This is a genomic window from Methylotenera sp. (assembly GCF_029946165.1).
Classification (GTDB): Bacteria; Pseudomonadota; Gammaproteobacteria; order Burkholderiales; family Methylophilaceae; genus Methylotenera.
In genome coordinates this window covers 181,473-205,130 of record NZ_JAQSDZ010000010.1, presented here as the reverse complement: position 1 = coordinate 205,130, position 23,658 = coordinate 181,473, and the positions used below count along the sequence as shown (strand labels likewise).

The window sequence follows — 23,658 nt, the reverse complement described above, 5'->3', positions numbered from 1 at the left end:
TTCCTTTGAAGGTCATTGGTAAAATATCATTTACACAGATTTTTTTACAGGCTCCATAATCGTGCCCATACTGATCATTGATTGATTTAAAATAATCCAAATCTATAAACAGCAATGCCCCAAGCTCTGCATTGCTCGAAGAAAAAGATATCGCTTTGTTCAGGCGATCCAACAAAAAACGTCGGTTCGGCAACCCAGTTAAACTATCGCTAAATGCTAACGCTTTAATCTCATTCTGATCCAATTTTTGCTCAGTAATATCACGCCCTACGGATTGAATTTCAGTTAATGATCCATTTTCATTAAAAACACCAATATTGATAAATTGCATCCAATGAACTTGGCCACTATGCCCAATTACTCTATTTTCAATTTTAACGACTGGATTAGAAACGGATAACAATCCAAGCTTCCTAGTTACTTTTTCCAAATCATCTGGAAAAACCACGGGTTGCCATTTACTGCCTATCAGCTTTTCGGCAGGTCTTCCGAAAAAGCGGCAAAATGCATCGTTTACAAATGTATAGGTACCATCGGCTTTTAAGCGTGAGATTAGTTCTGTTTGCGCTTCCACTACCAACCGATATCGTTTTTCGCTTAACTCTAAGGCCTCTTGCTTATTGCGTAGCTCAAACTCTGCTATTTTAAACGCGCTGACGTCTGTAACTAAAGCATAGAAACCCTCAACTTTATTATTTCTAATGTCAGGGATATAGTTTGCAAGGGAGTATCGGAATCCAGTTCCATTAACTGAGGGAATGGCCCTTTCAAACTCTTGTGGAACCCCTTTTAGTACAGCTTCAATATAAGGTAAATTGAGTTCATATAATTGCTTTCCAATCACCTCGCTAATATGTTTACCTGCAATTTCGTTCAATTTGCAACTAAACCACGCTTCATATGCCTTATTTACAAACCTGTTTCTTAAGTTTTTATCCCAGTAACCAACCATGGATGGTAGTTGATCTAGTAACTTAAGAATAGATTCACTTGAGAAGTAAGGATTTATTAAATTGGATGGGGATTCTATGTTTAGAACCTCATTTTTAGATAACGAGCGTAACTCGGATGTATCTGATGTGTCTAGTGAAGCCATTTTCATATACTCAACAATAAAAATACTTATATTTTTTATTTACGCCACTCAATAATAAACTTTATCTTATGCAAAGTCTAATTGACGTAATGAACTGCTGTTTTTCAAGGTTAGCAACCTCAAATCAAATCATCAATCCGTTTACCCAAGACGAGCTTTTTATAGATAAAGCTGCTTCACTTAATGAGTTGAAAATTCATTTAGGTCAGTTTGATCGAACTAAGATAATACATATATTACCTTAGTGGGCGGCTGTACAATTTCTAACTTAAACTCTAAATGTACTACAGATAAAACTGCCCCTCATCGGTTGGATTGATATCCAGCCGATGAGGGGCAGTTCAAAACATCTAAGGTTTTTTTTGAGAGTTAATCTTTAAAATTAAGAATTGATTATTATCGTATTTTTAAAAGTTACGTTTTTTCTCACCAGCTAGATATTTTTAGCCTGCAAAGTTAGTTGCTGCAAAATCCCAGTTGGCTAATGAAGTTAAGAATACCTCAACAAATTTAGCGCGAGCGTTGCGATAATCGATGTAATAAGCATGCTCCCAAACATCAATAGTTAATAATGCTTTGTCGCCAGTGGTGAGTGGTGTGCCAGCGGCGCCCATGTTAACGATGTCTACTGAACCGTCTGCCTTTTTAACAAGCCATGTCCAACCTGAACCGAAGTTACCCACAGCAGAAGCTTGGAATGCTTTTTTGAAATCTTCAAAAGAACTCCATTTTGCATTAATTGCATCGGCCAATGCACCTGTAGGAGCGCCGCCGCCGTTTGGCTTCATGCTGCTCCAAAAGAAAGTGTGGTTCCAAATTTGGGCTGAGTTGTTGTAAACGCCACCTGAAGATTTTTTGATAATTTCTTCTAAACTTGAATTTTCAAACTCTGTGCCTTTAATTAGGTTATTTAAGTTTGTTACATAAGTTTGGTGATGTTTGCCATAGTGAAACTCTAAAGTTTCTTCTGAAATGTGTGGTACTAAAGCAGTTTTTGCGTATGGTAGGGCTGGTAAAGTATGTTCCATGAGAAAGCTCCTTTGTATTATAAAATCTTTTGAATTACCATTTTGCCATATTTATTTCGCATTGTAGCGAGATAAATGGTCTGATATTTATTAGCACGGCATTGTAAATTCAATCTTCGTCGACTCTGAACCTAGAGTAAAACATTCATAACACAAGATGTATTAAGTTAGAGTTTCTTTTTAGCTCTAGGATGTGCTTTATCGTATATGGTGGCTAAGTGTTGAAAATCAAGATGCGTATAGATTTGCGTGGTACTAATATTTGAGTGACCTAACATTTCTTGTACTGCACGCAAGTCTTGGCTGGATTGCAATACATGGCTTGCAAAACTATGGCGAAGCAAATGCGGATGCATGCTGATATTGATGTCTTGCTTGATTGACCACTCTTTAACGCGATATTGAACAGCACGTGGCGTGATGCGTTTGCCTTGCTGAGTGACAAATAACGCATTAGGATTGGTTTTTTCAATTTTAATCAGGGCGCGGCTTTCTAACCAAGTTTGAATCGCACTCATCGCATGGCTGCCGATGGGCACAATGCGGGTTTTGTTGCCTTTACCGGTAACGGTGACGGTGCCTTCAGAAAAATCCAGCATATTTATATCTAAATTCACCAGCTCAGTCAAACGTAAACCTGATGAATAAAATAACTCTAAGATGGCGTGGTCTCGCCGTTCGAGCAGGCTATCGCTTTTAATATCTACAAACTTAACCGCTTGGTCTGTAGAAAGCGCTTGTGGCAAAGTTTTGGCTGATTTTGGCGCGCGCAAATCCATGACAGGGTTTTGCGTAAAACCTTTATATTGAGTGAGGTAACGATAGAAGCCGCGCCAAGCAGAAAGTGCCCGCGCTATGGTTTTGCTACTTAGGCCTCGCCCATGTAACGTGGCGACATAACGCCTGATTTGCATATTGGTAATGGCATCTAAAGCGGTATTATCAGCCAAGGATTTCAGTAACTCGATATCTCTGGCGTAGTTTTTTAGGGTGAGCGCGCTAAGGCCGCGCTCAAATGTTAAGTGTTGAAAGTAATCGTCCAAGTGGTTCATTTAACGGCCTAATTACCTATAAATGTGCCTAAGCGCTGCGAGCCACTTACAAATAGTTTGAGAACGAAGCGCTCACTAAATCGCCGATGCGTTTTAAATACATTAAACCCATATCAGCTTTAAAGCGTTTTTGGTCTTCAGAGCCTAGCATTAATACACCAAATGCGTGTTTTTTATCGCCGTTCTTGTACAGCGGTAGAAATGCAAAAGATTGAAGATTCTCTCCAAGTAAACCTTTAGCTGATTCAGGTTGAGTGCCGCAGTGAGGCGCTTCTAACGCAACTACCCAATCGCTAAAAGTATCATTGACTGGGGCGAAAACAGCATCATGCGAGAGTGCTTCATCATGTGGTTTTAACCAAATGCGCACATGAGACTCTGTCACATCAAACACATGCTGCATGTTTTCAGCAATAAGCGGTTGTAGTTTGGTTAAGTCATTGTTTTCAAGTAACTTAACGCTAAAATTATGTACCTTATGGCTGGTGACGTCATTTTGCTCACCAAATTCAATCAATTGTGCAAGCATCACTTCCTGCACGCGAATTTTGTCGCGCTGAGCCAGTTGTTGGCGCTCTGCTAATGAAATTGCACCACTACCATGCGGGCTTGGTAGATAGATTTCGGTCAGTAAGCTGGCGTGCTCTTCAAAGAAGTTTTTATGCGTGCGCAAATAACTTTTTACGTCGTCAACTGAAATGGTATTTTGAATATCTTCTTGCATAGTATTCCTTGTGATTCTCTTGAATGAGCGTGTTTTTATTAGATTTATATTTCAATGTTGCCAGTAAATACTGCCACAGCTGGCCCTGTCATCATCACAGGTGAGTTGCCACCCTGCCAAGCAATATGCAGTTCACCGCCACGTGCAGATACTTTGACAGGTGATTGTAATCGCCCTAATTGAATGCCCGCAACCACGGCGGCGCAAGCACCCGTGCCGCAAGCAAGGGTTTCGCCAGTACCACGCTCAAACACTCTTAGTTTGATATGATGTTCATTAATAATTTGCATGAACCCTGCGTTTACACGCTCAGGAAAGCGCGGATGCACTTCAATTTGGCTACCAAGCGCAACTACTGGCGCAGTTTCCACATCTTCAACGATTTGCACCGCATGCGGATTACCCATAGAAACTGCCGAAATGGTGATTTGTTGATTAGCAACTTCTAGTGGGTAGCTGTCAGCAACAACATCAGCAATGAAAGGCACTTCATCTGGTAATAATCTAGGCGCGCCCATATTCACTGTAACTAAACCAGTGCTTTCTAATTTTGGCGTAATAATGCCGCTAGCGGTTTCCACGCTAATTTCATGTTTATTGCTCAGTTTTTGGTCTACCACAAAGCGTACAAAACAGCGTGCACCATTGCCGCATTGCGAAACTTCATTGCCGTCAGCATTAAAAATACGGTATTTGAAATCGGCAACTTTAGAGGTTTCGACGAGTAAAAGTTGGTCAAAGCCAATGCCAAATTGGCGATGCGATAAAGCTTGAATTTGCTCGGTTGTGAGCTGAAAAGGCTGGTCAATGCCGTTAATCACAATAAAGTCATTGCCAGCGCCTTGCATTTTTGTAAAGTGTAAATTCATCGTTATATTATAAATTGATTGATTGAATAGGCTGTCATTTATTCTTCTTATTTTAACTATATTGTTTAAATACTTAGGTACAATAAGCGCCTAGTCTTTGACCTGTGATTCATGCTTTAGCCTTTAGTATGAATTTCATTTCATTTTTTTAAATTTTAGTTTCCAAGGCGCACCTCAATGAATGAATATTTTTTTACTTCAGAATCTGTTTCTGAAGGTCACCCAGACAAACTCGCAGACCAAGTATCAGACAGCATTTTAGATGCTATTTTAACCCAAGATCCAACCGCTCGTGTCGCTGCCGAAACCCTAGCCAACACTGGTTTGATTGTTTTAGCAGGTGAAATTACCACAACAGCGAATGTGGATTACATCAAAGTTGCGCGTGATGCGATTAAACGTATCGGCTACGACAATACAGAGTACGGTATCGACTACAAAGGTTGTGCGGTATTAGTGGCATACGACAAGCAATCACCCGACATCGCCCAAGGAGTTGATGGTGCACATGATGACCCACTAGACCAAGGTGCAGGCGACCAAGGGTTAATGTTTGGTTATGCCGTAGATGAAACGCCACAACTCATGCCATTGCCAATCTGGCTGAGCCATCGTTTAATGGAGCGTCAAGCGCAATTGCGTAAAGATGGCCGTCTGCCATGGCTACGCCCAGATGCTAAATCTCAAGTAACGATTAAATATGTTGATGGTAAACCAAGTGCCATTGATACAGTAGTCGTGTCAACACAACATGCGCCTGAAATGAGCTTAGAAGCGATTCGTGAGGCGGTCATTGAAGACATCATTAAACCCGTGCTACCAAGTGAGCTCATTAAAGGTGAAATTAAATATTTAGTGAACCCTACAGGGCGCTTTGTAATCGGTGGTCCGCAAGGCGATTGCGGTTTAACGGGTCGTAAGATTATTGTGGACACCTACGGTGGTGCCGCACCTCACGGCGGTGGTGCGTTTTCAGGTAAGGATCCTTCAAAAGTAGATCGTAGCGCGGCTTATGCAGGTCGCTATGTGGCTAAGAATATTGTCGCCGCAGGTTTGGCATCACGTTGCTTGGTACAAGTTTCTTACGCAATTGGCGTTGCACAGCCAACCAGCGTGATGGTGGAAACTTACGGTACAGGTAAGGTTAGCAATGAAACGCTGACTGCTTTGGTGCGCGAGCATTTTGACTTACGTCCAAAAGGTATCGTAAAAATGCTTGATCTGTTACGCCCTATTTACGCTAAAACAGCCGCTTACGGTCACTTTGGTCGTGATGAGCCCGAATTCACTTGGGAAGCGATTGATAAAGCAGCAGCACTAAAGGCGTCTATTTAGAACAATTGAATTGATTATGTCATTGCTAAAATGATGTTAAACGCTTGTTAGTATCTTTTTAGTGGTGGCATATGTTAAAAGTTGTTGCTATAAAGCAAGTTCGACTAGGCATGTTTATTCAAGAGCTGAAAGGCGCTTGGATAGACCATCCTTTCTGGAAAAAAGCATTCAAATTAGAAGACCCTGCTGATTTAATAAAACTGCAAGCCAGCGTTATTAAAGAGGTTGTCATTGACTCTTCTAAAGGCTTGGATATTGCAGAACTCAATGAGGTTGTAGATTCAGACATTCCTCTCGTTGTGGATATACCTGTATTAGCCTTAAATACTCCCATTCCGTCGCCAAAATCTAAGCAAATTTCGATAGCACAAGAGCAAGCTCAAGCGAAAAAAGTTATTAACGCTTCTAAAAAAGCGGTTGCATCAATGTTTCATGACGTGCGCATGGGTAAAGCCATTAATGCTGAAGCCGCTATGCAGATGGTCGATGATATCGCCGCTTCAGTGGATAGAAATCTAGGCGCACTTATTAGCTTGGTGCGTTTAAAAAACAAAGATGAATATACCTATATGCATTCTGTGGCCGTTTGCGCATTGATGATGGCATTGGCAAAAGAGCTAGGTATGCCTGAAGCTGAAACTAAAAAGGCTGGTTTGGCGGGTTTATTGCACGATTTAGGTAAGGCGGCTATTCCTTTAGAGGTGCTTAATAAACCTGGTGCCCTCACAGATGAGGAATTTACTTTAGTTAAGTTGCATCCAGAACGTGGGCATGAGCTTTTATTGCAAGCCAATATCACAGATGAAGTTACTTTGGATGTGTGCTTACATCACCACGAAAAAGTAAATGGCACTGGCTACCCTAACAAATTAAAAGCTGAGGAAATTAGTATTTTTGCCAAAATGGGTGCGGTGTGTGATGTCTACGATGCGATTACTTCTAACCGCCCATACAAGGGTGGTTGGGAGCCAGGCACCAGGCATTTCATTGCAGCGGATGGCGCAGTGGAATGGACATTTTGATGAGGTTGTTTTCAAGGCGTTTGTTAAAAGTGTGGGCATATATCCAATCGGCTCTATGGTTAAGCTCAAATCTGGACGATTGGCAGTAGTGATTGATCAAAGCCCCAAGTCTTTATTAACACCCATTATTAAAGTATTTTTCTCAACAAAATCAAAATCGCGTATTAAGGTTGATGTGGTAGATTTATCTAAACCTCACGAGCAAGACACTATCGTTGGTCATGAAGATCCTATTCTTTGGGGCATTAATGATATTCATGAAATATGGAGTTAGTATGAAATTTGGTAACGTAATTATTCACTTAGGCATTTTTAGCTATTTGTAAGCTAAAAAATATCGAGTATAATTCAGAAATTCCGAGGAGCGTTGCGAGAGATGTGATTTGTAAACATCTTCCCAGGCTCGGTAAATGTTTAAACTGCGCTCACCATTATTAACCGTGCCGGGCACGGGATACGGGTGAGAAAAGCGTTAGCATCTCTATATTATTCCCCATCCCCCCGGTCACACATTCAAGGAAATTGAAATGAATATTGTGACTGCAGATATTAAAGATACAAGCAAAGACTATGTAATTGCCGATATTAGCTTAGCTACATTTGGCCGCAAAGAAATCGCTATTGCTGAAACCGAAATGCCAGGCTTAATGGCAATTCGCGAAGAATTCGCCGCAGTGCAACCGCTTAAAGGTGCGCGCATTACGGGCTCTTTGCACATGACCATTCAAACAGCCGTGCTGATTGAAACCTTAAAAGACCTCGGTGCTGAAGTACGTTGGGCATCATGCAACATCTACTCTACGCAAGACCATGCTGCTGCTGCAATTGCTGCAGGCGGCACGCCCGTATTCGCTATTAAAGGTGAAACTTTGGCTGAGTATTGGGATTACACGCATCGCATTTTTGAGTGGACCGATGGTGGGTACTCAAACATGATTTTAGATGATGGTGGCGATGCAACATTGTTGCTTCACCTTGGCACACGAGCAGAAAAAGATTTGTCAGTGATTGCTCACCCTTCTTCAGAAGAAGAAACTTGCTTGTTTGATGCGATTAAAGCGAAATTAACAGTTGACCCAACATGGTATTCAACTCGCCTAGCTAAAATCATCGGCGTAACTGAAGAAACCACCACTGGCGTGCATCGTTTGTATCAAATGCATAAAGAAGGCAAATTAGCTTTCCCAGCGATTAATGTGAATGACTCAGTGACTAAGTCAAAATTTGACAATCTATATGGTTGCCGTGAATCATTGGTTGATGCGATTAAACGCGCAACTGACGTGATGATTGCAGGTAAAGTGGCAATTGTGGCTGGTTACGGCGATGTCGGTAAAGGTTCTGCACAAGCGCTTCGTGCATTATCTGCCCAAGTTTGGGTTACTGAAATTGATCCAATCTGTGCACTACAAGCCGCGATGGAAGGCTATCGTGTAGTAACCATGGATTATGCTTGTGAGCATGGTGATATTTTTGTCACTTGTACAGGTAACTATCATGTGATTACACATGACCATATGGCTAAAATGAAAACACAAGCTATCGTGTGTAATATCGGTCACTTTGATAACGAGATTGATGTTGCTTCACTTGAAAAATATGAGTGGGATGAAATTAAGCCACAAGTTGATCACGTGATTTTCCCCGATGGCAAAAAAATCATCTTGTTAGCAAAAGGTCGTTTGGTGAATTTAGGTTGCGGTACAGGCCACCCAAGCTACGTGATGAGCTCATCTTTTGCCAATCAGACCATTGCACAAATTGAGCTGTTTACGCAAACTGCTAATTACCCAGTAGGCGTATATACTCTGCCTAAGCATTTAGATGAAAAAGTGGCAATATTGCAATTGAAAAAACTCAATGCACAATTGTCTGTATTAACAGATCAACAAGCAGCTTATATTGGTGTGCAAAAACAAGGCCCTTACAAGCCAGACACCTACCGCTACTAAGCAACATTAACGCTTATTTAAGGAGTTAGCCCGTGAAACTATTACTTGTATGGTTATTAAATGCATTGGCTTTATTATTGGTCACGCATTTTGTTCCAGATATTCATGTGGCTAATTTCACAACAGCGCTAGTGGCAGCATTAGTGATTGGCTTAGTCAATATGTTGATTAAGCCAATTTTGGTCATATTAACGCTACCCATTACTATTCTTACATTAGGCCTTTTTATTCTGGTGATCAATGGAATATTATTTTATGGCGTTGGTCATTGGCTACAAGGGTTTGAGGTTAAAACCTTAATGGCAGGGATTATTGGTGCCTTGGTGTATAGCGTGCTGTCTTGGCTGTTCGCAGCTATTGTGATTGACAATAAAAAAGACTAATAATAAAGATTAATAAATGAAAAAAACTACGTTTAGTTTTGAATTTTTCCCGCCAAAAACAAGTGATGGCATAGAAAAGCTACGTGAAACTCGTGTGGAATTAGCTCAATATAATCCTGAATTCTTTTCGGTGACGTTCGGTGCAGGCGGCTCTACGCGTGATAGAACGATGGATACTGTGCTGGAAATTCAACAAGAAGGTTTTCAATCTGCGCCGCATATCTCTTGTGTTTCATCCAGCAAAGAAGAAATTCGTGATTTGCTAAAAACCTATCAAGAACGCGGTATTAAGCGTTTGGTGGCATTGCGTGGTGACGTACCCTCAGGTGAAGTGAGCGCAGGTGATTTTAAATATGCTGCGGAGCTAGTAGAGTTTATTCGTGCTGAAACTGGTAATCAGTTTCATATCGAAGTGGCTGCTTACCCAGAATTTCATCCAGAAGCAAGAACGCCTAAGGCGGACTTAATGAATTTAAAACGTAAAGTAGACGCTGGAGCTAACTCAGCTATTACGCAGTATTTTTATAACGCGGATGCATACTTTAGATTTGTAGATCAATGTGAGGCTACTGGCATTCATGTGCCTATCGTACCTGGTATTATGCCAATTTATAACATTACTCAATTAGCCAGATTTTCTAGCGTATGCGGTGCTGATATTCCACGTTGGCTTAAAATGCGCCTAGAAGAATATGGCGAAGATATAGATTCTTTACGCGCATTTGGCGTCGATGTCGTGAGTGAATTATGTGAGACATTGCAAGCTTGGGGAGTGCCAAGTCTGCATTTTTATACGCTGAATCGTTCTACAATGATTAGTAAAATCATAGAAAATATTAGCGAAAAATAACGTTTTAATTTGCTAGTTAAGTGTTTGACTAGTTTATTTTTTAATAAAAACCGACTTTCTAATGCAAAGTCGGTTTTTGTTTATTGAGTAAGGCATCTTCAATAAATAAATATTCTTTGGTTTTATCTGGACCAGACTTACTTGCACCCCAAGTCGTCATTAACGCAATCCAACGCATTTCTTCTATGCTGATGAGCGGTTGCGGTAAGTTCATGGCTAACTCAAGGATTAATTCTCGTTGTGCAGCATTGAGAATTTTTGCTTGAACCAAAAATAAGACAAAACCTAAGCTTTCACCAGTGATTTTTTTAAGTTCATCGCTAGTAAATATTCGTGTGCTCACGTGATTGGGCGTTTCAAATACATCAGCTTGGTCGGCCATCAGTTCTAGCTGATTAAACCAATCAAATGCGCCGTTAATATCTTGTTCATCAAAGCCTGCGGCACTTAATTCTCTTGAAAGCGTGCTCTCGTCAGGTCTAAAGTGTGTATCAATGTAATTCTCAAACATATAAACCAATACTTCAAACATGATGTTTATCCTTAAATTAGAGTTATTCTTAAATAAAGTGTGATGGTTTATGCATAAATCAAATTTCTAAATTTCCCTCAATTTAGATGAATCCAGTTACACAATTTTTTGATATTTTCCGCCTGCTAGGCTAGCGACACTCCCTTCTAATTCCAATATCATTAGCATGGATGAAACTTCGCTCACCGTCAAGCCACTTAAGTTGACTAAATTTTCTAATGTAATCGGCTCATATCCCATTAGAGTGAGCATTGTGTGATTAGTTTTAAGTTCGTCACTAGCGTCGCCATTAATGTTTGAATCTTGCTTGTTTAAGTCCAATTCTTCAACAATATCTTGTAGGCAATCGACCAATTTAGCACCTTGCTTGATAAGTTGATGACAGCCTTTAGACATTGGTGAATGAATTGAGCCAGGTATGGCAAATACTTCGCGTCCTTGCTCAGCAGATAGGCGAGCAGTGATTTGTGAGCCACTTTGTAGGTTAGCTTCGACTACCAAGCAGCCTAAGCTTAAGCCGCTAATGATGCGATTGCGCTTTGGGAAGTTTTGCGGTTTGGATGGCGTACTTAAAGCAAATTCGGAAATAATCAGTCCGTGTTCGACTATTTGATGGGCTAAATCTCTATGTTTGGCGGGGTAGACAATGTCTAAGCCCGTGCCGACTACGGCGATAGTTAAGCCTTTAGCTTTTAATGCGCCTCTATGTGCCGCGCCATCAATTCCAAGTGCCAAGCCACTTACGATACATAAGCCGTATTCACACAACCCTTGTGCAAATGCCTCAGCATTTTTTTCACCTTGCACAGAGGCGTTGCGACTTCCGACAATTGCGATACTGGGGTAATTGAGTAGCGCTAAATTACCTTTAGCGTACAAAAAAGCTGGAGGATCGGTAATTTCAAGTAGTGCTTTTGGGTATTCTGTGTCAGCAAGTGTGACTAAATGATTGTTAGGTTGCGATAACCAGCGTAGCGAACTGGAAAGGGCATCATGATTAACGCCTTTTGTGATTTCTGCTGCAATGGTATCTGATACCACTTCTTTTAGCTGATTATATGTTGCATCAAAAATATTGCTTGGATTGCCGAAAGTTTTGAGTAACAGGCAAAAAGTTTGTGAACCAATGCCATGAATGCTACTTAACGCTATCCACAGTGACTTTTCTACATGCGCTTCTTCGTAGAGCTCTTCACTGCGGGGGTCGCTCATAATTGTTTATATTAAGGAGTTTTTACAGAGTCGAGGGTGTTGATAGGTTGTGATGCTTGCATGATTAAAGCATATGACACATTTTCAAAGACACGGAACACCATTAATAAACCGATACGCTCATCAGGTAGTTTAACCATACCAGGTTCAAGTCCAGATTCTGATTTAATATTTTTTGAACCTTTCTCTTTGACGTATTCAGGGTCTTTAATCACAGGTCCATAACGATTAATTGCTAGTACATGTCCAACCTCAATGCCATCACTAGTTCCGCGATTAAGTGAAACTATGCTTTGTGGACCTGCTTCAGCAAGGCCGCCATAAACCTTCATAATGCGCCCAGATATTGCAGAATCCGGTGCATGGGGTACAAAGTTAGTGACAACGTCATCACCAGTAGGCACTAATCGGTCTTTAACAAAAACCTCTTCTTTGGCTTTGGAGATATCCGCACTGGCAGGTTCGCCGTATTTAGTGATTTTTGCGTCACCTAAATAGGTAGCTTCAATGCCTAATACTTTTTTAGTATCAGGATCTACCAAGTTGTCACCTGGGCGATAAATATACCAATTCAGGTTTCCGCCTTCTTCGATTTTATTAATATAAACACGTGTTCCAGGGCTAAGCACTACGCGGTTATCTTGTGCCGCAATGATTCTAGGTGATTTTTCCAGTTGATTTTTCTCAATTACCAAGGGCTGACTTAAGAAGGGCGCGATTGCATTAAGCTGAATGGTGGAAATAGCTGTTTTATCTAGCGGTTCTTCCACTGCCCCTGGTTGTAGAGTGATGGTTTCGTGTAGTAAACGTAATTGCGGCGTGCCGCTACTCATGTCTAATACGATAACGTCACCAGGATAAATCCAGTGTGGATTTTTAATTTGAGCGCGGTTTAACTTCCAAATGCTTGGCCATTGCCAAGGATCTTTGAGAAATTTAGCTGAAATTCCCCATAATGTATCGCCTTTTACCACGACATGTCGGTCAGGATGGTTATTTTTTAGAGTAACTACTTGAGCGTTAACGTTGAAGCTTATGCAACAAAACATGAGCAGAGTTATAATATGGCGAAACATATCTTGATGACCTCGGTCAAAAAAGCATTATAAAATATGCGGAGTAAACTACTTCTTTAACCGCGAAATTACGTTAAATCTATCACGTAATTCATTAAACAATCAAGCTTTTATGGAAAAACAACCATATTTGTAGTAACAATTTAGCTTTTAAGGAAACAACAAGGCTTTTATGGCAATTTTAGACATACTTAATTATCCAGATCCGCGCTTACATAAGGTGGCTAAACCAGTAAAAGAGGTGGATGCAAGCATTCGCCGTTTAATCGACGACATGCGCGAAACCATGTACGAGGCGCCTGGCATTGGCTTGGCGGCTACACAGGTGGATCAGCACATTCAACTTTTAATCATTGATACCAGTGAAACGAAAGACCATTTACAGGTATTTATTAATCCAAAAATCATTGAAAAAAGTGGCGAGCAAGACTATGAAGAAGGCTGTTTATCCGTGCCTGGTGTTTATGACACGGTTACTCGTGCTGAAAAAGTAACGGTTGAAGCTTTAGACTATCACGGTAAGCCATTTACATTGAAAGCCGAAGGTTTGTTAAGTATCTGTATTCAACATGAAATGGATCATTTGTTGGGTAAAGTATTTGTTGAGTATTTATCGCCACTTAAACGCAGTCGCATTAAAAATAAAATGCTGAAACTCACACGAAATAAATAGCGCAGCAGAAGTGCTTTAGTAAGTCATTAAGTAGTCATATAGGAAGTTACTTTGAAAATTATATTTGCTGGTACGCCAGAATTCGCCGTCCCAGCTTTAGCCGCATTGATTGCAGCAGGACATCAAATCGTCATGGTGCTCACACAACCAGACCGCCCAGCAGGCCGCGGAATGAAGCTTAAAGCTAGTCCTGTTAAGGTGATAGCTGAGCAACATGGTTTACTTGTATTCCAACCAGAAACTCTCAAAGACGCAGCAGTGCAAGCGCAAATAGAAGCTGTAAATGCCGATGTGATGATAGTCGCTGCTTACGGATTGATTATTCCGACGGTTGTTCTCAATATGCCGAAATTTGGTTGTTATAACATTCACGCCTCTTTGCTACCACGCTGGCGTGGCGCGGCACCTATTCATCGCTCTTTGTTAGTAGGTGATACAGAAACGGGCGTCACTATTATGGAAGTCGTTCCAGCTTTAGATGCAGGGGCGATGGTTAGCCGTGGTGTTGTGCCAATCACTGAGAACGATACTACACAAACTTTACATGATGAGTTAAGTAAAACGGGCGCTGTTTTAATGGTTCAAGCAATGGCTGAGTTAGAGTTAAAAGGCTCATTGCCAGCCACACCGCAAAATGAAGCTCTAGTGACTTATGCGCATAAATTAGAGAAATCTGAAGCGGCTATTGATTGGCAAAAAAATGCAATTGAAGTTTCGCGCCAAGTACGTGCATTTAACCCTTTCCCCGTTGCGCAAGGCGTACTTAAAGGTGAGGTTTGTCGTATTTGGATGGCCACCGCAAAAGAGGGAAAAGCTAAAGTAGGTGAAATCGTTAGCGTGCAAGATGGCGTCACGGTTGGTTGCGGCGATGGTTTGCTACATATCACAGAACTTCAAGCGCCAGGCGGCAAGCGGCTTAGCACGCAAGCTTTTGTGCAAGGGCATAATTTGCAAATCGGCGATTTTTTTAGTTAAGCGTTAACGCCTATAACAAAACTTGAATTTCTATCAATAGCCTTCATCTATCAAGCATTGAGGTGCGTCATGAACAGGAGAATGCAATGTTCGGAAATTGGTTAAAAACAGCGATATTAATGGCAGCCATCGTCGCATTATTTGGTGCGGTGGGCGCTGCGCTTGGCGGACAAGGCGGCATGATGATTGCCCTGCTATTGGCAGCGGGTATGAATGTGTATGCTTATTGGTTTTCAGATAAAGCCGTACTCAAAATGTATGGTGCGCAAGAAGTTAGCCCAGAAAACAATTTTGGCGATAACACGCAGTTTCGCAACTACTACAAAATGGTCAAAGAACTTGCCGAAAATGCGCAATTACCTATGCCAAAAGTGTATGTCATGAACGAAGCGCAACCGAATGCTTTTGCCACAGGTCGCAATCCAGAACACGCCGCCGTTGCGGCCACTACAGGCATTATGCAGGTATTGAGCGAACGAGAGTTGCGTGGCGTTATGGCGCATGAATTGGCACACGTTAAGCATCGTGATACGCTAATTTCTACTATATCTGCGACGATTGCAGGTGCAATTTCATCTATTGGTGCATTTGGCATGCTGTTTGGCGGTGGTCGTGGAGATGATGGCGAGCGCAATGTAAGCCCCATAGTAGCCATGTTGATGATGTTTTTAGCACCAATGGCAGCATCGCTGATTCAAATGGCAATTTCACGTTCGCGCGAGTTTGAGGCGGATAGAATGGGGGCGGAAATTAGTCGTGACCCGAAAGCCTTAGCGAGTGCATTGCAGAAGATTAGTGATTATGCGCATCAAATTCATAATCCAACAGCGGAAGCGCATCCAGAAACGGGGCAGATGATGATTATTAATCCATTGGCGGGCGTGTCGTTTGATAGTTTGTTTAGTACGCATCCTAAGACTGAGGAGCGGGTGGCGCGGTTGATGGCGATGGCAGTCGTTTAGCAAATTCATTCTTTGGAATTTGTAAGTGGTCGCTTTCGCGCGACTGGCGAGTTTCTTTCTTTTGCTTAGCCAAAAGAAAGAAACCAAAGAAAAGGCTACCCCTACCGCTTGACTCCTATTCTGCTCAGCTTCATGGGCGGCAATCGGAAACTCGCCAATAAAATCATTTGACTCAAACAGCCGCTTGCCGAAAGCTCCCATGAAACTGAGCAGAACAGGCGCGGTAGCAGGGGATTTAAGTTCAAAACCATGATGTTTTGGATTTATTTGAGTTTCTGAAACCTCGCCATTTCATTATATTTCCCCTTTATGCCACGCTGAGCAACACAGACATAAAGGGGCATTCAGCAAGCGGCTGTTTGAGTGCAGCGAGTTTCCGATTGCTGCCTTTGTGTTGAGTAGCGCAAGGAAGCCTTTAGGCCGTGATGTTAGGGTGCCGTTTTCTTGGGTTACTTTCTTTTTAGGCAGTTAGAAAGAAAGTGACTAGCTGTCGGGCTACCCCCGACACCTTACTTATTAAAATCGCTAGCGCTTTTTATACTGAATAGTTACTAATGCAAAGCAACAAACCAAACCCCAAAGTCGCTGGATTCTTTGTCAAGTACAGAATGAATTGGTTTATTGCTTGTGCGGCGCGATAGTAGAGGATTTAAACTGCATTAAGTTCGTCTATTGGTTTAACCCGAGCTGGCGGTTATCAAGTAAAATCAAGCCTTAATCAATTGGTTTTAACTTCAAGAAAGTTTTCTTTGTATATATCTCAACAAATCGCTGCGAATGCTGTGAATCAGGTGTTGTCTGGTCGTAATCTAACAATAGCGTTGCCTGCGGCTTTGGCTGTGTTTCCTAGTGCTACTCCACAGCAGCGTGGGGCGGCGCAGGATTTAAGTTATGGTACTTTGCGGTTTTATGGTGAGATTGATGCTTATTTGGTGCAATTGCTAGAAAAACCGTTAACGGATGACCGTATTAACGCCTTATTATTAGTCGCAATTTATCAGTTGTTGCACGATAAAGCGGACTCTTTCACCGTGGTAAACCAAGCAGTGCATGCGGTGAGTGAGTTAAAACGCCCAGCGCCTAAGAGCTGGGCTAAGGGTTTGGTGAATGCGATCTTGCGTAATTTTTTACGTCAAAAAGATCAGCTTGCGGCAAAACTTAAATCTAACGATGTGGCGACTTATTCTTATCCTCAGTGGTGGGTTAATAAACTTAAAACGCAGTATCCAGAGCATTGGCAAGGAATGCTGGAAACAGGAAATCAGCATCCGCCGATGACTTTGCGCGTTAATACGCAAAAAGTCAGCATGCAGGACTATTTACAACTACTCACTCGTCAAGATATTGAGGCTAAACATATCGGTGCGCAGGCTTTGATTTTAACTCACCCATTACCAGTAGAAAAAATCCCAGGTTTTAGCGATGGTATTGTTTCTGTGCAAGATTTAGGTGCGCAGTTGGCGGCGTATATGCTCGATGCCAAAGCTGGCATGAACGTGCTAGATGCTTGTTGCGCGCCAGGTGGTAAAACTGGTCATATTCTCGAGTTGGCAGATGTGGCATTAACGGCTTTAGATTCTGATGAAACGCGTTTGCAGCGCGTGCAAAGTAATTTGAGTCGCATGAATTTACAGGCGAATTTATTGGTTGGCGATGCATCCATGACTGATTGGTGGAATGAGAACACAACTGCCCCGCAGCTTTTTGACAGAATATTGGCGGATGTACCTTGTAGCGCATCTGGTATTGTGCGCCGCCATGTAGATATTAAATGGTTAAGACGTGAGGCTGATATTGCTTCGTTTACGCGACAACAGGCTAAAATTCTGGCTAATTTATGGCAGATGTTGGCAAAGGGTGGTAAATTACTTTATGTAACCTGCTCTGTTTTCAATGAAGAAAATCAAGGTCAAGTGGATAATTTCTTACAAAATAATGCGGACGCAACTCAACTGCCGTTTGAACTTCCAGAAAGTTATGCTTCTGCAGATATCACGCATATAAATGGTCAACTTCTTCCTACAATTGCACACGATGGCTTTTTTTATGCATTGCTACAAAAAAATTAAACCATTTTTCGCACTCTGCTTGCTCATGCTGTTTTCTACAACAGTTTTGGCGGGTAATAGCAGTATGATTATCAGGAGTGCTTCACTAGTTGCGACTGATGATTCTTACGCACTTAATGCAGACCTTGACATGAAATTCAGCGAGAAGATGGAACAAGCCATTAGTAAAGGTTTTGAGCTAAATTTCTTAATTGAATTCCAGTTAGCAAAACCACGTCAATATTGGTTTGACGATGAGGTGGTAACTGTAACTAACCGTGTGACTTTAAGCTACCATGCGCTTTCGAGACAATTTTTAGTCATCCGCGGCGATCAGCAAAAAGCTTTTGTGCGTTTAGATGAAGCGACTGATGATTTATCTGAAATCAGCGACCTAAAGTTATTTCAAAAGTCTGAAGTGGAAAAGGGTGAGCATTATAAAGCCGCTTTATTGATAAGGCTTGATCCTAGAAAATTACCAAAAGTAGTGCAGGGCGATACCATAGGCTCAGATGACTGGAAGATGAGTTCGCAGCGCTTTGAATGGGTGCCTAGTTTGTTTAAATGATCAATATCCCACAATGAAGTATGTCATTTTTATTAGCGCTGCTTTAGGCGTTTTTTTACTTTACTTGCTGTCAAATGCAAGTGCGAATACTGCTGCTTCAGGTGAATACTACACTTTACTGGTGACGCTCAATGGCGTTTTAGCAACCTTCTTGATTGTATTGATTGGTTATCAAATTTGGCGTTTATACCGACAAATTCGTAAAGGTGTGGTGGGTAGCCGTTTTACGCTACGTTTGTTAGGTAGCTTTGCGATGATGGCGATTATTCCAGGCTTAATCGTCTACCTAGTTTCCGTGAACTTTTTAACAAGGTCTATTGAATCTTGGTTTAACGTGAAGGTTGAAGCTGCGCTTGAGGGCGGGCTTAATTTAGGGCGCACGGCCTTAGATATTATGCTGGCGGATGTAAAAGAAAAAGGCGAGAGCATGGCGACAGCCTTATCTTTTCAACCTTTAAATACCCATTCCATACTAAATGATTTACGTGAAAAAAGCGGAATACAAGATCTGACTTTATTAACCGTACAAGGCCGAATTTTAGAGGTTTCAAGTAGTGATTCAGGGACTTTTTTGCCTGAGTTGCCAAGCATTGTTCAGCTTAGGCAAGCGCGTAAACATACCGTGGCAAGTATTGAACCTATCGGCGATAAAGGTTTATATTTACGCGTGCTGGCACCCGTCAATGGGCAAGACTTAACTGGTGAACTACGTATATTACAGCTGTTGCAGCCAGTACCTAAACCGTTAGCAAAAACAGCTGAAGCGGTACAAGATGTCTATCAAGATTATCAGCAGCTTTCATATAGTCGTGCTTCATTAAGGGAGGTATTTGCCCTTACGCTCACTTTGGTGATGATGCTGGCGATGCTGGGAGCGGTTGCTGTGGCTTTCGTGTTAAGTCGGCGCCTTTCTGCACCATTAACCGTTTTAGCAGAAGGTACTAAGGCGATTGCTAGCGGTGACTACAGTACGATGTTGCCTGCGCATGGTAAAGATGAGTTGGGCGTGCTGGTGCAATCATTCAATAGCATGACGCAACAGTTAGGCGATGCGACAAAAGCTGCTGATGGAAATCGTGCGCGAGTTGAAGCCGCACGCGGCTATTTAGAAACCATACTCGCGCATTTGTCATCAGGCGTGATGGCGCTCAATAAACGTGGCGAGTTGCGCACATTTAACGAAGCGGCTATGAACATACTTGGGGTGCCATTGCAAGGTTATGTCGGCCTGCAGCTAGAACAAATTAACCTTAAATATCCCCGATTGGAAAACTTTTTACTTACTGTGGCTAAGAATAGCTTAGATGATATTGAGCAAGCTGGCACTCATAAAGAAGATGGTCAAACCCAGGTAGAATTGTTAGGTGCTAATGGCAAGCAGATACTAACAGTGCGTGGCACGCGCTTACCTGATGGCGGCTATGTTGCGGTATTTGATGACGCAACCACGATGATACAAGCGCAACGCGATGCAGCATGGGGTGAGGTGGCAAGACGACTTGCGCATGAAATTAAAAATCCGCTTACGCCGATTCAACTATCAGCAGAACGCATGTCGCATAAATTACTGAGTAAGCTGAATGATGCTGATGCGGAAATGTTAAGACGTTCGACAGAAACCATCGTTAACCAAGTAGATGCGATGAAGCGCATGGTGAATGAGTTTAGTGATTACGCGCGTTCACCAGCGCCACAACTACAAAAGCTAAACTTAAACAATCTCATTAAAGAAGTAGTTTCACTTTATGATCATTCGGGTAGTAAGATAAGTTTGGTGTTAGAAAAACAGCCTTGTTCAATAAAAGGCGATAGTACGATGTTGCGTCAAGTGATTCATAATTTGCTTCAAAATGCGCAAGATGCACTTGTAGATCAAGCCGATGCCACCATAGCGGTTCAGACTAAAATTGAAGGTGAAATGTTAGCGCTCACTGTCACCGATAATGGCTTAGGTTTTCCTGAAGACATGCTGTTGCGTGTTTTTGAACCTTATGTCACAACCAAATCACATGGTACTGGCTTAGGCTTAGCCATCGTGAAAAAAATTATTGAAGAACATAAAGGCAGTATTAAAATTGAAAATGTGCCAAAAGCCATGCAAACCACAGGTGCAATTGTTGCAATCAAAATCCCACTCTTGATAGATACACTTAGTCATACGGAATCATAAAGAAGATAGAAAATGGCATCAAAACATATATTAGTAGTTGACGATGAAATTGGTATACGCGAGCTTTTGCGCGATATTCTGCAAGACGAAGGCTACCAAGTACAGCTGGCAGAAAATGCTGCCGCAGCCCGTGCAGCACGCTTGCATGAACGCCCTGATCTTGTGTTGCTTGATATTTGGATGCCAGATTGTGATGGTATTACGCTGCTTAAAGAATGGGCGAATAGCAGTTTATTGACAATGCCCGTGGTGATGATGTCAGGGCATGGCACGATTGATACTGCAGTAGAAGCAACACGTATCGGCGCTTTTGACTTTTTAGAAAAGCCAATTGCACTACAAAAGCTCTTAAAAACTGTAAGTGCCGCGTTAAAACACAGTGAACAGTTGCCAAAATCAGAAATGAATCTCAGCAGTTTAGGCAAAAGCCCGATTGTTACAGCACTTAAAGATAGGCTAGATAAAATTGCCGTTGGCGTTAGTCCTACGCCAATTTTATTGATTGGCCCTAAGGGTTGTGGGGCGGAGCTTTGCGCACGATATTTACAAGATGCTGGTAGCCCTTGGCTGCAACTCACGGACTTCAACCAACTGGTAGATACGCCTTTGGACATACTTGAATCGGTTCGTGGTGGCGTATTATTTCTTTCCGAGATTGCCGATCTTAAGAAAGCTGAACAAAAAGGCTTACTGCTGTTAATTGCAAAATCAGAAAAGTATCATGTGCGTGTTGTGTGTGGCACCAGCGAAAACTTACCTAAGTTACAAGCTGAATCTTTATTTGATCTCAATTTATTTCAAGCTTTGTCTGCGGCATCTTTACGTGTACCAGCCTTAGATGAGCATAGGGAAGACATCCCTGACTTAGTAGTTGCGATTGCTAATTTGCAACTCGAGTTGGCGGGCTTGGAATACCGCGAGTTTGATATAGCCGCATTAAATGCGCTACGTAATGCTAATTGGCCTGGCGATTTGGCGCAATTAGATGCCGCAATCAGAAATTTAATACACACGAGTTTGGGTGAGAAAATCACTTTAGATGATGTGAAGCGTGTTTTGCACCAGTTTGATAACTCTGAAGTGCAGGTTAATACTGCTGAAATTAAAAAGCATAAACCAGTACAAGTTGGAGAGGTCAATATGGCGGACGCTCTAAGTATGTCATTCTTAGACCAGCCTTTGCGTGAGGCGCGAGACGACTTTGAGCGTATGTATTTTCAGCATCACATGAAGGCTGCGGCTAATAATATGAGTAAATTAGCCGATATAGCTGGATTAGAGCGCACACATTTGTACCGTAAACTCAAACAGCTTGGGATTAAGATTAAGTAATCAGGCGTCATTCCCGAGCAGTCGAGAATGACGATTAAACGTGAAAGGTCTAGGTTTTATCTAGCAAGAACGTTAAACCGCAAGTGTATTCTGACCGCCGTATATTTCCTTTAAATACCTAATTCCAAAATCACAGGTGTATGGTCAGAAGGTCTTTCCAGTTTGCGTGGTGTTTTGTCGATAGCCACAGCGATACAAGCTGATTTAAGCGCGTCGCTAACTAAAATATGGTCAATGCGCATACCGAAGTTACGTCTGAAACCCATCATGCGGTAATCCCACCAGCTAAAGCTTTTTTCTGCTTGCTCAAATAACCTAAAGCTATCATGCAATCCCAATTGAAGCAGTTTTTGAAAATGCTCGCGCTCTTTTGGGCTGACTAATATTTGCCCAAGCCAGGCTGCAGGGTCGTGGCAATCACGGTCTTCAGGTGCAATGTTGTAATCACCTAATAAAACTAATTTTGGGTACTTTTTAAGCTCAATCGCTAACCATGCATTAAGCGCACTTAACCAGCGCATCTTGTATTCATACTTTTCAGAATCCACAGCTTGGCCATTTACAATATACACACACACTACTCGCACGCCGTTAATAGTGGCAGAAATCACACGTTTTTGCTCATCTTCAAAAGCGTTAATACCATGCTCAATATCTGTCATTTCATGAGTGCTTAAAATTGCCACGCCATTGTAGGTTCTTTGCCCACTATGAATGGCGTTGTAACCTGCCTCTTTTAATTCAGCATAAGGAAACTTGCTATCTTCTTGCTTAGTTTCTTGCAAGCAAAGCACGTCAATGGGGTTATCACGGAGCCAATCTAGTACATGCGGTAGGCGCACATTCAGTGAGTTTACGTTCCAAGTTGCAAGTTTCACGGCTCAATCTCAATTATGGTTTAGCCTATTTTAGCATGTGTAAATAATTGCATATAATTCTATATAAATGAGACCTTTGTACGAACCAGAATTTAGGTGTGTCTTGAGCAGAGTTATAAAATCCCGTCTTAACCGCATGCGACGGAAGGACGAATTTGTAAGTTTTTATAACGAAAGTGCATTCGTGCAAAAGTCTCTTAATGAATTTAAATCACGGTTCTTGTTGTATGTTAAAGTCACGCTTTTTGCGAAAAAGCTCACGTGATAAAAGCAGCAATTTTTGATATGGATGGCTTACTGATTGATTCTGAGCGCATCATCATGCAAGGCTGCATACAAGCCGCAGAACAAATTGGTATTAACTACACGCAAACTGAGTATGTTGAGTTAGTTGGACGAGTTTGGTCAGATTCCACGCGCATCATGACTCAGCAATTGGGTGGAGAAGCCAACTTTAATCACGTGTTACAAGGCTTAAATACCTACTTAGATCTGCGCAATCATGTGTTTCCCCTGAAAGCAGGCGCACAAGCTTTATTACACCACTACCAAACCAATGGCGTGATTTGTAGCGTGGCTTCTTCATCGCCAATGCAACACATTACCCATCGATTAACGCATACTGGTGTGTTGGATTATTTTAGTCATCTTACCAGCGGTCAAGAAGTTTCCCGAGGCAAGCCAAACCCAGATATTTATTTACTTGCAGTAGAGAAGCTAGGCTTAAAAGCCAGTGAATGTATCGCGTTTGAAGATAGCGAATTAGGCGCACAAGCCGCCATAGCCGCAGGTTTAAAAGTAGTTGTGGTGCCAGATTTAAAACAACCTAGCGACTTTGTAGTGCAAAATAGTTACCATGTAGTTAATAACTTAAGTGATTGGCTGACTTTGACTAATGTTGATAACAAATGTGCTTGAGCT

At 41.8% G+C, this 23,658-nt stretch carries 21 protein-coding genes, 1 pseudogene and 1 riboswitch; of the genes and pseudogenes, 13 read left to right on the top strand and 9 right to left on the bottom strand.

Going from position 1 to position 23,658, the window contains the following annotated elements; genetic code table 11:
• The 5 genes from PSV17_RS07505 to dapF all read right to left on the bottom strand — a co-directional run.
• A partial coding sequence (locus tag PSV17_RS07505; protein WP_300481147.1) for a PAS domain S-box protein occupies positions 1–1,096 on the bottom strand: 1,096 nt, incomplete at its 3' end.
• 443 nt (positions 1,097–1,539) lie between these two features.
• Entirely contained in the window at positions 1,540–2,124 is a 585-nt protein-coding gene (locus PSV17_RS07500; RefSeq protein WP_300481145.1) for a Fe-Mn family superoxide dismutase, read from the bottom strand.
• A gap of 167 nt (positions 2,125–2,291) precedes the next feature.
• Positions 2,292–3,176 (bottom strand): tyrosine recombinase XerC, encoded by an 885-nt coding sequence (xerC, locus tag PSV17_RS07495; protein WP_300481143.1) that lies wholly within the window; start codon positions 3,174–3,176, stop codon positions 2,292–2,294.
• A 46-nt stretch (positions 3,177–3,222) separates the two neighbouring features.
• Complete coding sequence (locus PSV17_RS07490; RefSeq protein ID WP_300481142.1) at positions 3,223–3,900, bottom strand: DUF484 family protein; 678 nt, start codon at positions 3,898–3,900, stop codon at positions 3,223–3,225.
• 44 nt (positions 3,901–3,944) lie between these two features.
• The gene (dapF, locus tag PSV17_RS07485; protein ID WP_300481141.1) at positions 3,945–4,769 is read right to left on the bottom strand and encodes a diaminopimelate epimerase; all 825 of its coding nucleotides are present in this window, start codon (positions 4,767–4,769) and stop codon (positions 3,945–3,947) included.
• Positions 4,770–4,946: 177 nt separating this feature from the next.
• Here dapF and metK point away from each other — a divergent pair, with 177 nt between their 5' ends.
• The 5 genes and pseudogenes from metK to metF all read left to right on the top strand — a co-directional run bounded on the left by metK (position 4,947) and on the right by metF (position 10,311).
• A complete protein-coding gene (gene metK, locus PSV17_RS07480; protein WP_300481140.1) occupies positions 4,947–6,104 on the top strand; it encodes a methionine adenosyltransferase in 1,158 nt (385 codons plus the stop codon).
• Positions 6,105–6,175: 71 nt separating this feature from the next.
• Positions 6,176–7,400: pseudogene (locus PSV17_RS07475) on the top strand (HD-GYP domain-containing protein).
• 79 nt (positions 7,401–7,479) lie between these two features.
• Positions 7,480–7,560: riboswitch (S-adenosyl-L-homocysteine riboswitch) on the top strand.
• A gap of 93 nt (positions 7,561–7,653) precedes the next feature.
• Positions 7,654–9,078 carry an adenosylhomocysteinase gene (gene ahcY, locus PSV17_RS07470; RefSeq protein WP_300481139.1) on the top strand — a complete coding sequence of 475 codons (1,425 nt, stop codon included), beginning with the start codon at positions 7,654–7,656 and terminating at the stop codon, positions 9,076–9,078.
• 32 nt (positions 9,079–9,110) lie between these two features.
• Entirely contained in the window at positions 9,111–9,461 is a 351-nt protein-coding gene (locus tag PSV17_RS07465; protein WP_300481137.1) for a phage holin family protein, read from the top strand.
• A gap of 16 nt (positions 9,462–9,477) precedes the next feature.
• Complete coding sequence (metF, locus tag PSV17_RS07460; RefSeq protein WP_300481135.1) at positions 9,478–10,311, top strand: methylenetetrahydrofolate reductase [NAD(P)H]; 834 nt, start codon at positions 9,478–9,480, stop codon at positions 10,309–10,311.
• 58 nt (positions 10,312–10,369) lie between these two features.
• On the opposite strand, the gene PSV17_RS07455 is transcribed toward metF, so the two are convergent.
• From PSV17_RS07455 to PSV17_RS07445, 3 genes are all read right to left on the bottom strand, one after another.
• The gene (locus PSV17_RS07455) at positions 10,370–10,843 is read right to left on the bottom strand and encodes a DUF494 domain-containing protein (RefSeq protein ID WP_300481133.1); all 474 of its coding nucleotides are present in this window, start codon (positions 10,841–10,843) and stop codon (positions 10,370–10,372) included.
• A gap of 96 nt (positions 10,844–10,939) precedes the next feature.
• Positions 10,940–12,055: a DNA-processing protein DprA gene (gene dprA / locus PSV17_RS07450; protein ID WP_300481132.1), complete on the bottom strand. Its 1,116-nt coding sequence runs from the start codon at positions 12,053–12,055 to the stop codon at positions 10,940–10,942.
• Between the two features lie 11 nt (positions 12,056–12,066).
• Positions 12,067–13,131: a LysM peptidoglycan-binding domain-containing protein gene (locus PSV17_RS07445; protein ID WP_300481130.1), complete on the bottom strand. Its 1,065-nt coding sequence runs from the start codon at positions 13,129–13,131 to the stop codon at positions 12,067–12,069.
• Between the two features lie 172 nt (positions 13,132–13,303).
• Between PSV17_RS07445 and def the strand changes: the two genes are divergently transcribed.
• The 7 genes from def (at position 13,304) to PSV17_RS07410 (ending at position 21,859) form a co-directional block, all read left to right on the top strand.
• The gene (gene def / locus PSV17_RS07440) at positions 13,304–13,804 is read left to right on the top strand and encodes a peptide deformylase (protein ID WP_300481128.1); all 501 of its coding nucleotides are present in this window, start codon (positions 13,304–13,306) and stop codon (positions 13,802–13,804) included.
• 51 nt (positions 13,805–13,855) lie between these two features.
• Positions 13,856–14,779 (top strand): methionyl-tRNA formyltransferase, encoded by a 924-nt coding sequence (fmt, locus tag PSV17_RS07435; RefSeq protein ID WP_300481126.1) that lies wholly within the window; start codon positions 13,856–13,858, stop codon positions 14,777–14,779.
• Between the two features lie 86 nt (positions 14,780–14,865).
• Positions 14,866–15,741 (top strand): zinc metalloprotease HtpX, encoded by an 876-nt coding sequence (htpX, locus tag PSV17_RS07430; protein ID WP_300481124.1) that lies wholly within the window; start codon positions 14,866–14,868, stop codon positions 15,739–15,741.
• Between the two features lie 749 nt (positions 15,742–16,490).
• Entirely contained in the window at positions 16,491–17,810 is a 1,320-nt protein-coding gene (gene rsmB, locus PSV17_RS07425) for a 16S rRNA (cytosine(967)-C(5))-methyltransferase RsmB (protein WP_300481122.1), read from the top strand.
• Positions 17,811–17,874: 64 nt separating this feature from the next.
• Complete coding sequence (locus PSV17_RS07420) at positions 17,875–18,357, top strand: DUF4390 domain-containing protein (protein ID WP_300481120.1); 483 nt, start codon at positions 17,875–17,877, stop codon at positions 18,355–18,357.
• Positions 18,358–18,370: 13 nt separating this feature from the next.
• A complete protein-coding gene (locus PSV17_RS07415) occupies positions 18,371–20,527 on the top strand; it encodes an ATP-binding protein (protein WP_300481118.1) in 2,157 nt (718 codons plus the stop codon).
• Between the two features lie 12 nt (positions 20,528–20,539).
• Positions 20,540–21,859 carry a response regulator gene (locus PSV17_RS07410; protein ID WP_300481116.1) on the top strand — a complete coding sequence of 440 codons (1,320 nt, stop codon included), beginning with the start codon at positions 20,540–20,542 and terminating at the stop codon, positions 21,857–21,859.
• A 110-nt stretch (positions 21,860–21,969) separates the two neighbouring features.
• Here PSV17_RS07410 and xth read toward each other — a convergent pair whose 3' ends face one another.
• Entirely contained in the window at positions 21,970–22,737 is a 768-nt protein-coding gene (gene xth, locus PSV17_RS07405) for an exodeoxyribonuclease III (protein WP_300481114.1), read from the bottom strand.
• A 261-nt stretch (positions 22,738–22,998) separates the two neighbouring features.
• Between xth and PSV17_RS07400 the strand changes: the two genes are divergently transcribed.
• Positions 22,999–23,655 (top strand): HAD family phosphatase, encoded by a 657-nt coding sequence (locus PSV17_RS07400; protein ID WP_300481113.1) that lies wholly within the window; start codon positions 22,999–23,001, stop codon positions 23,653–23,655.
• The last annotated feature ends 3 nt before the right edge of the window (positions 23,656–23,658 follow it).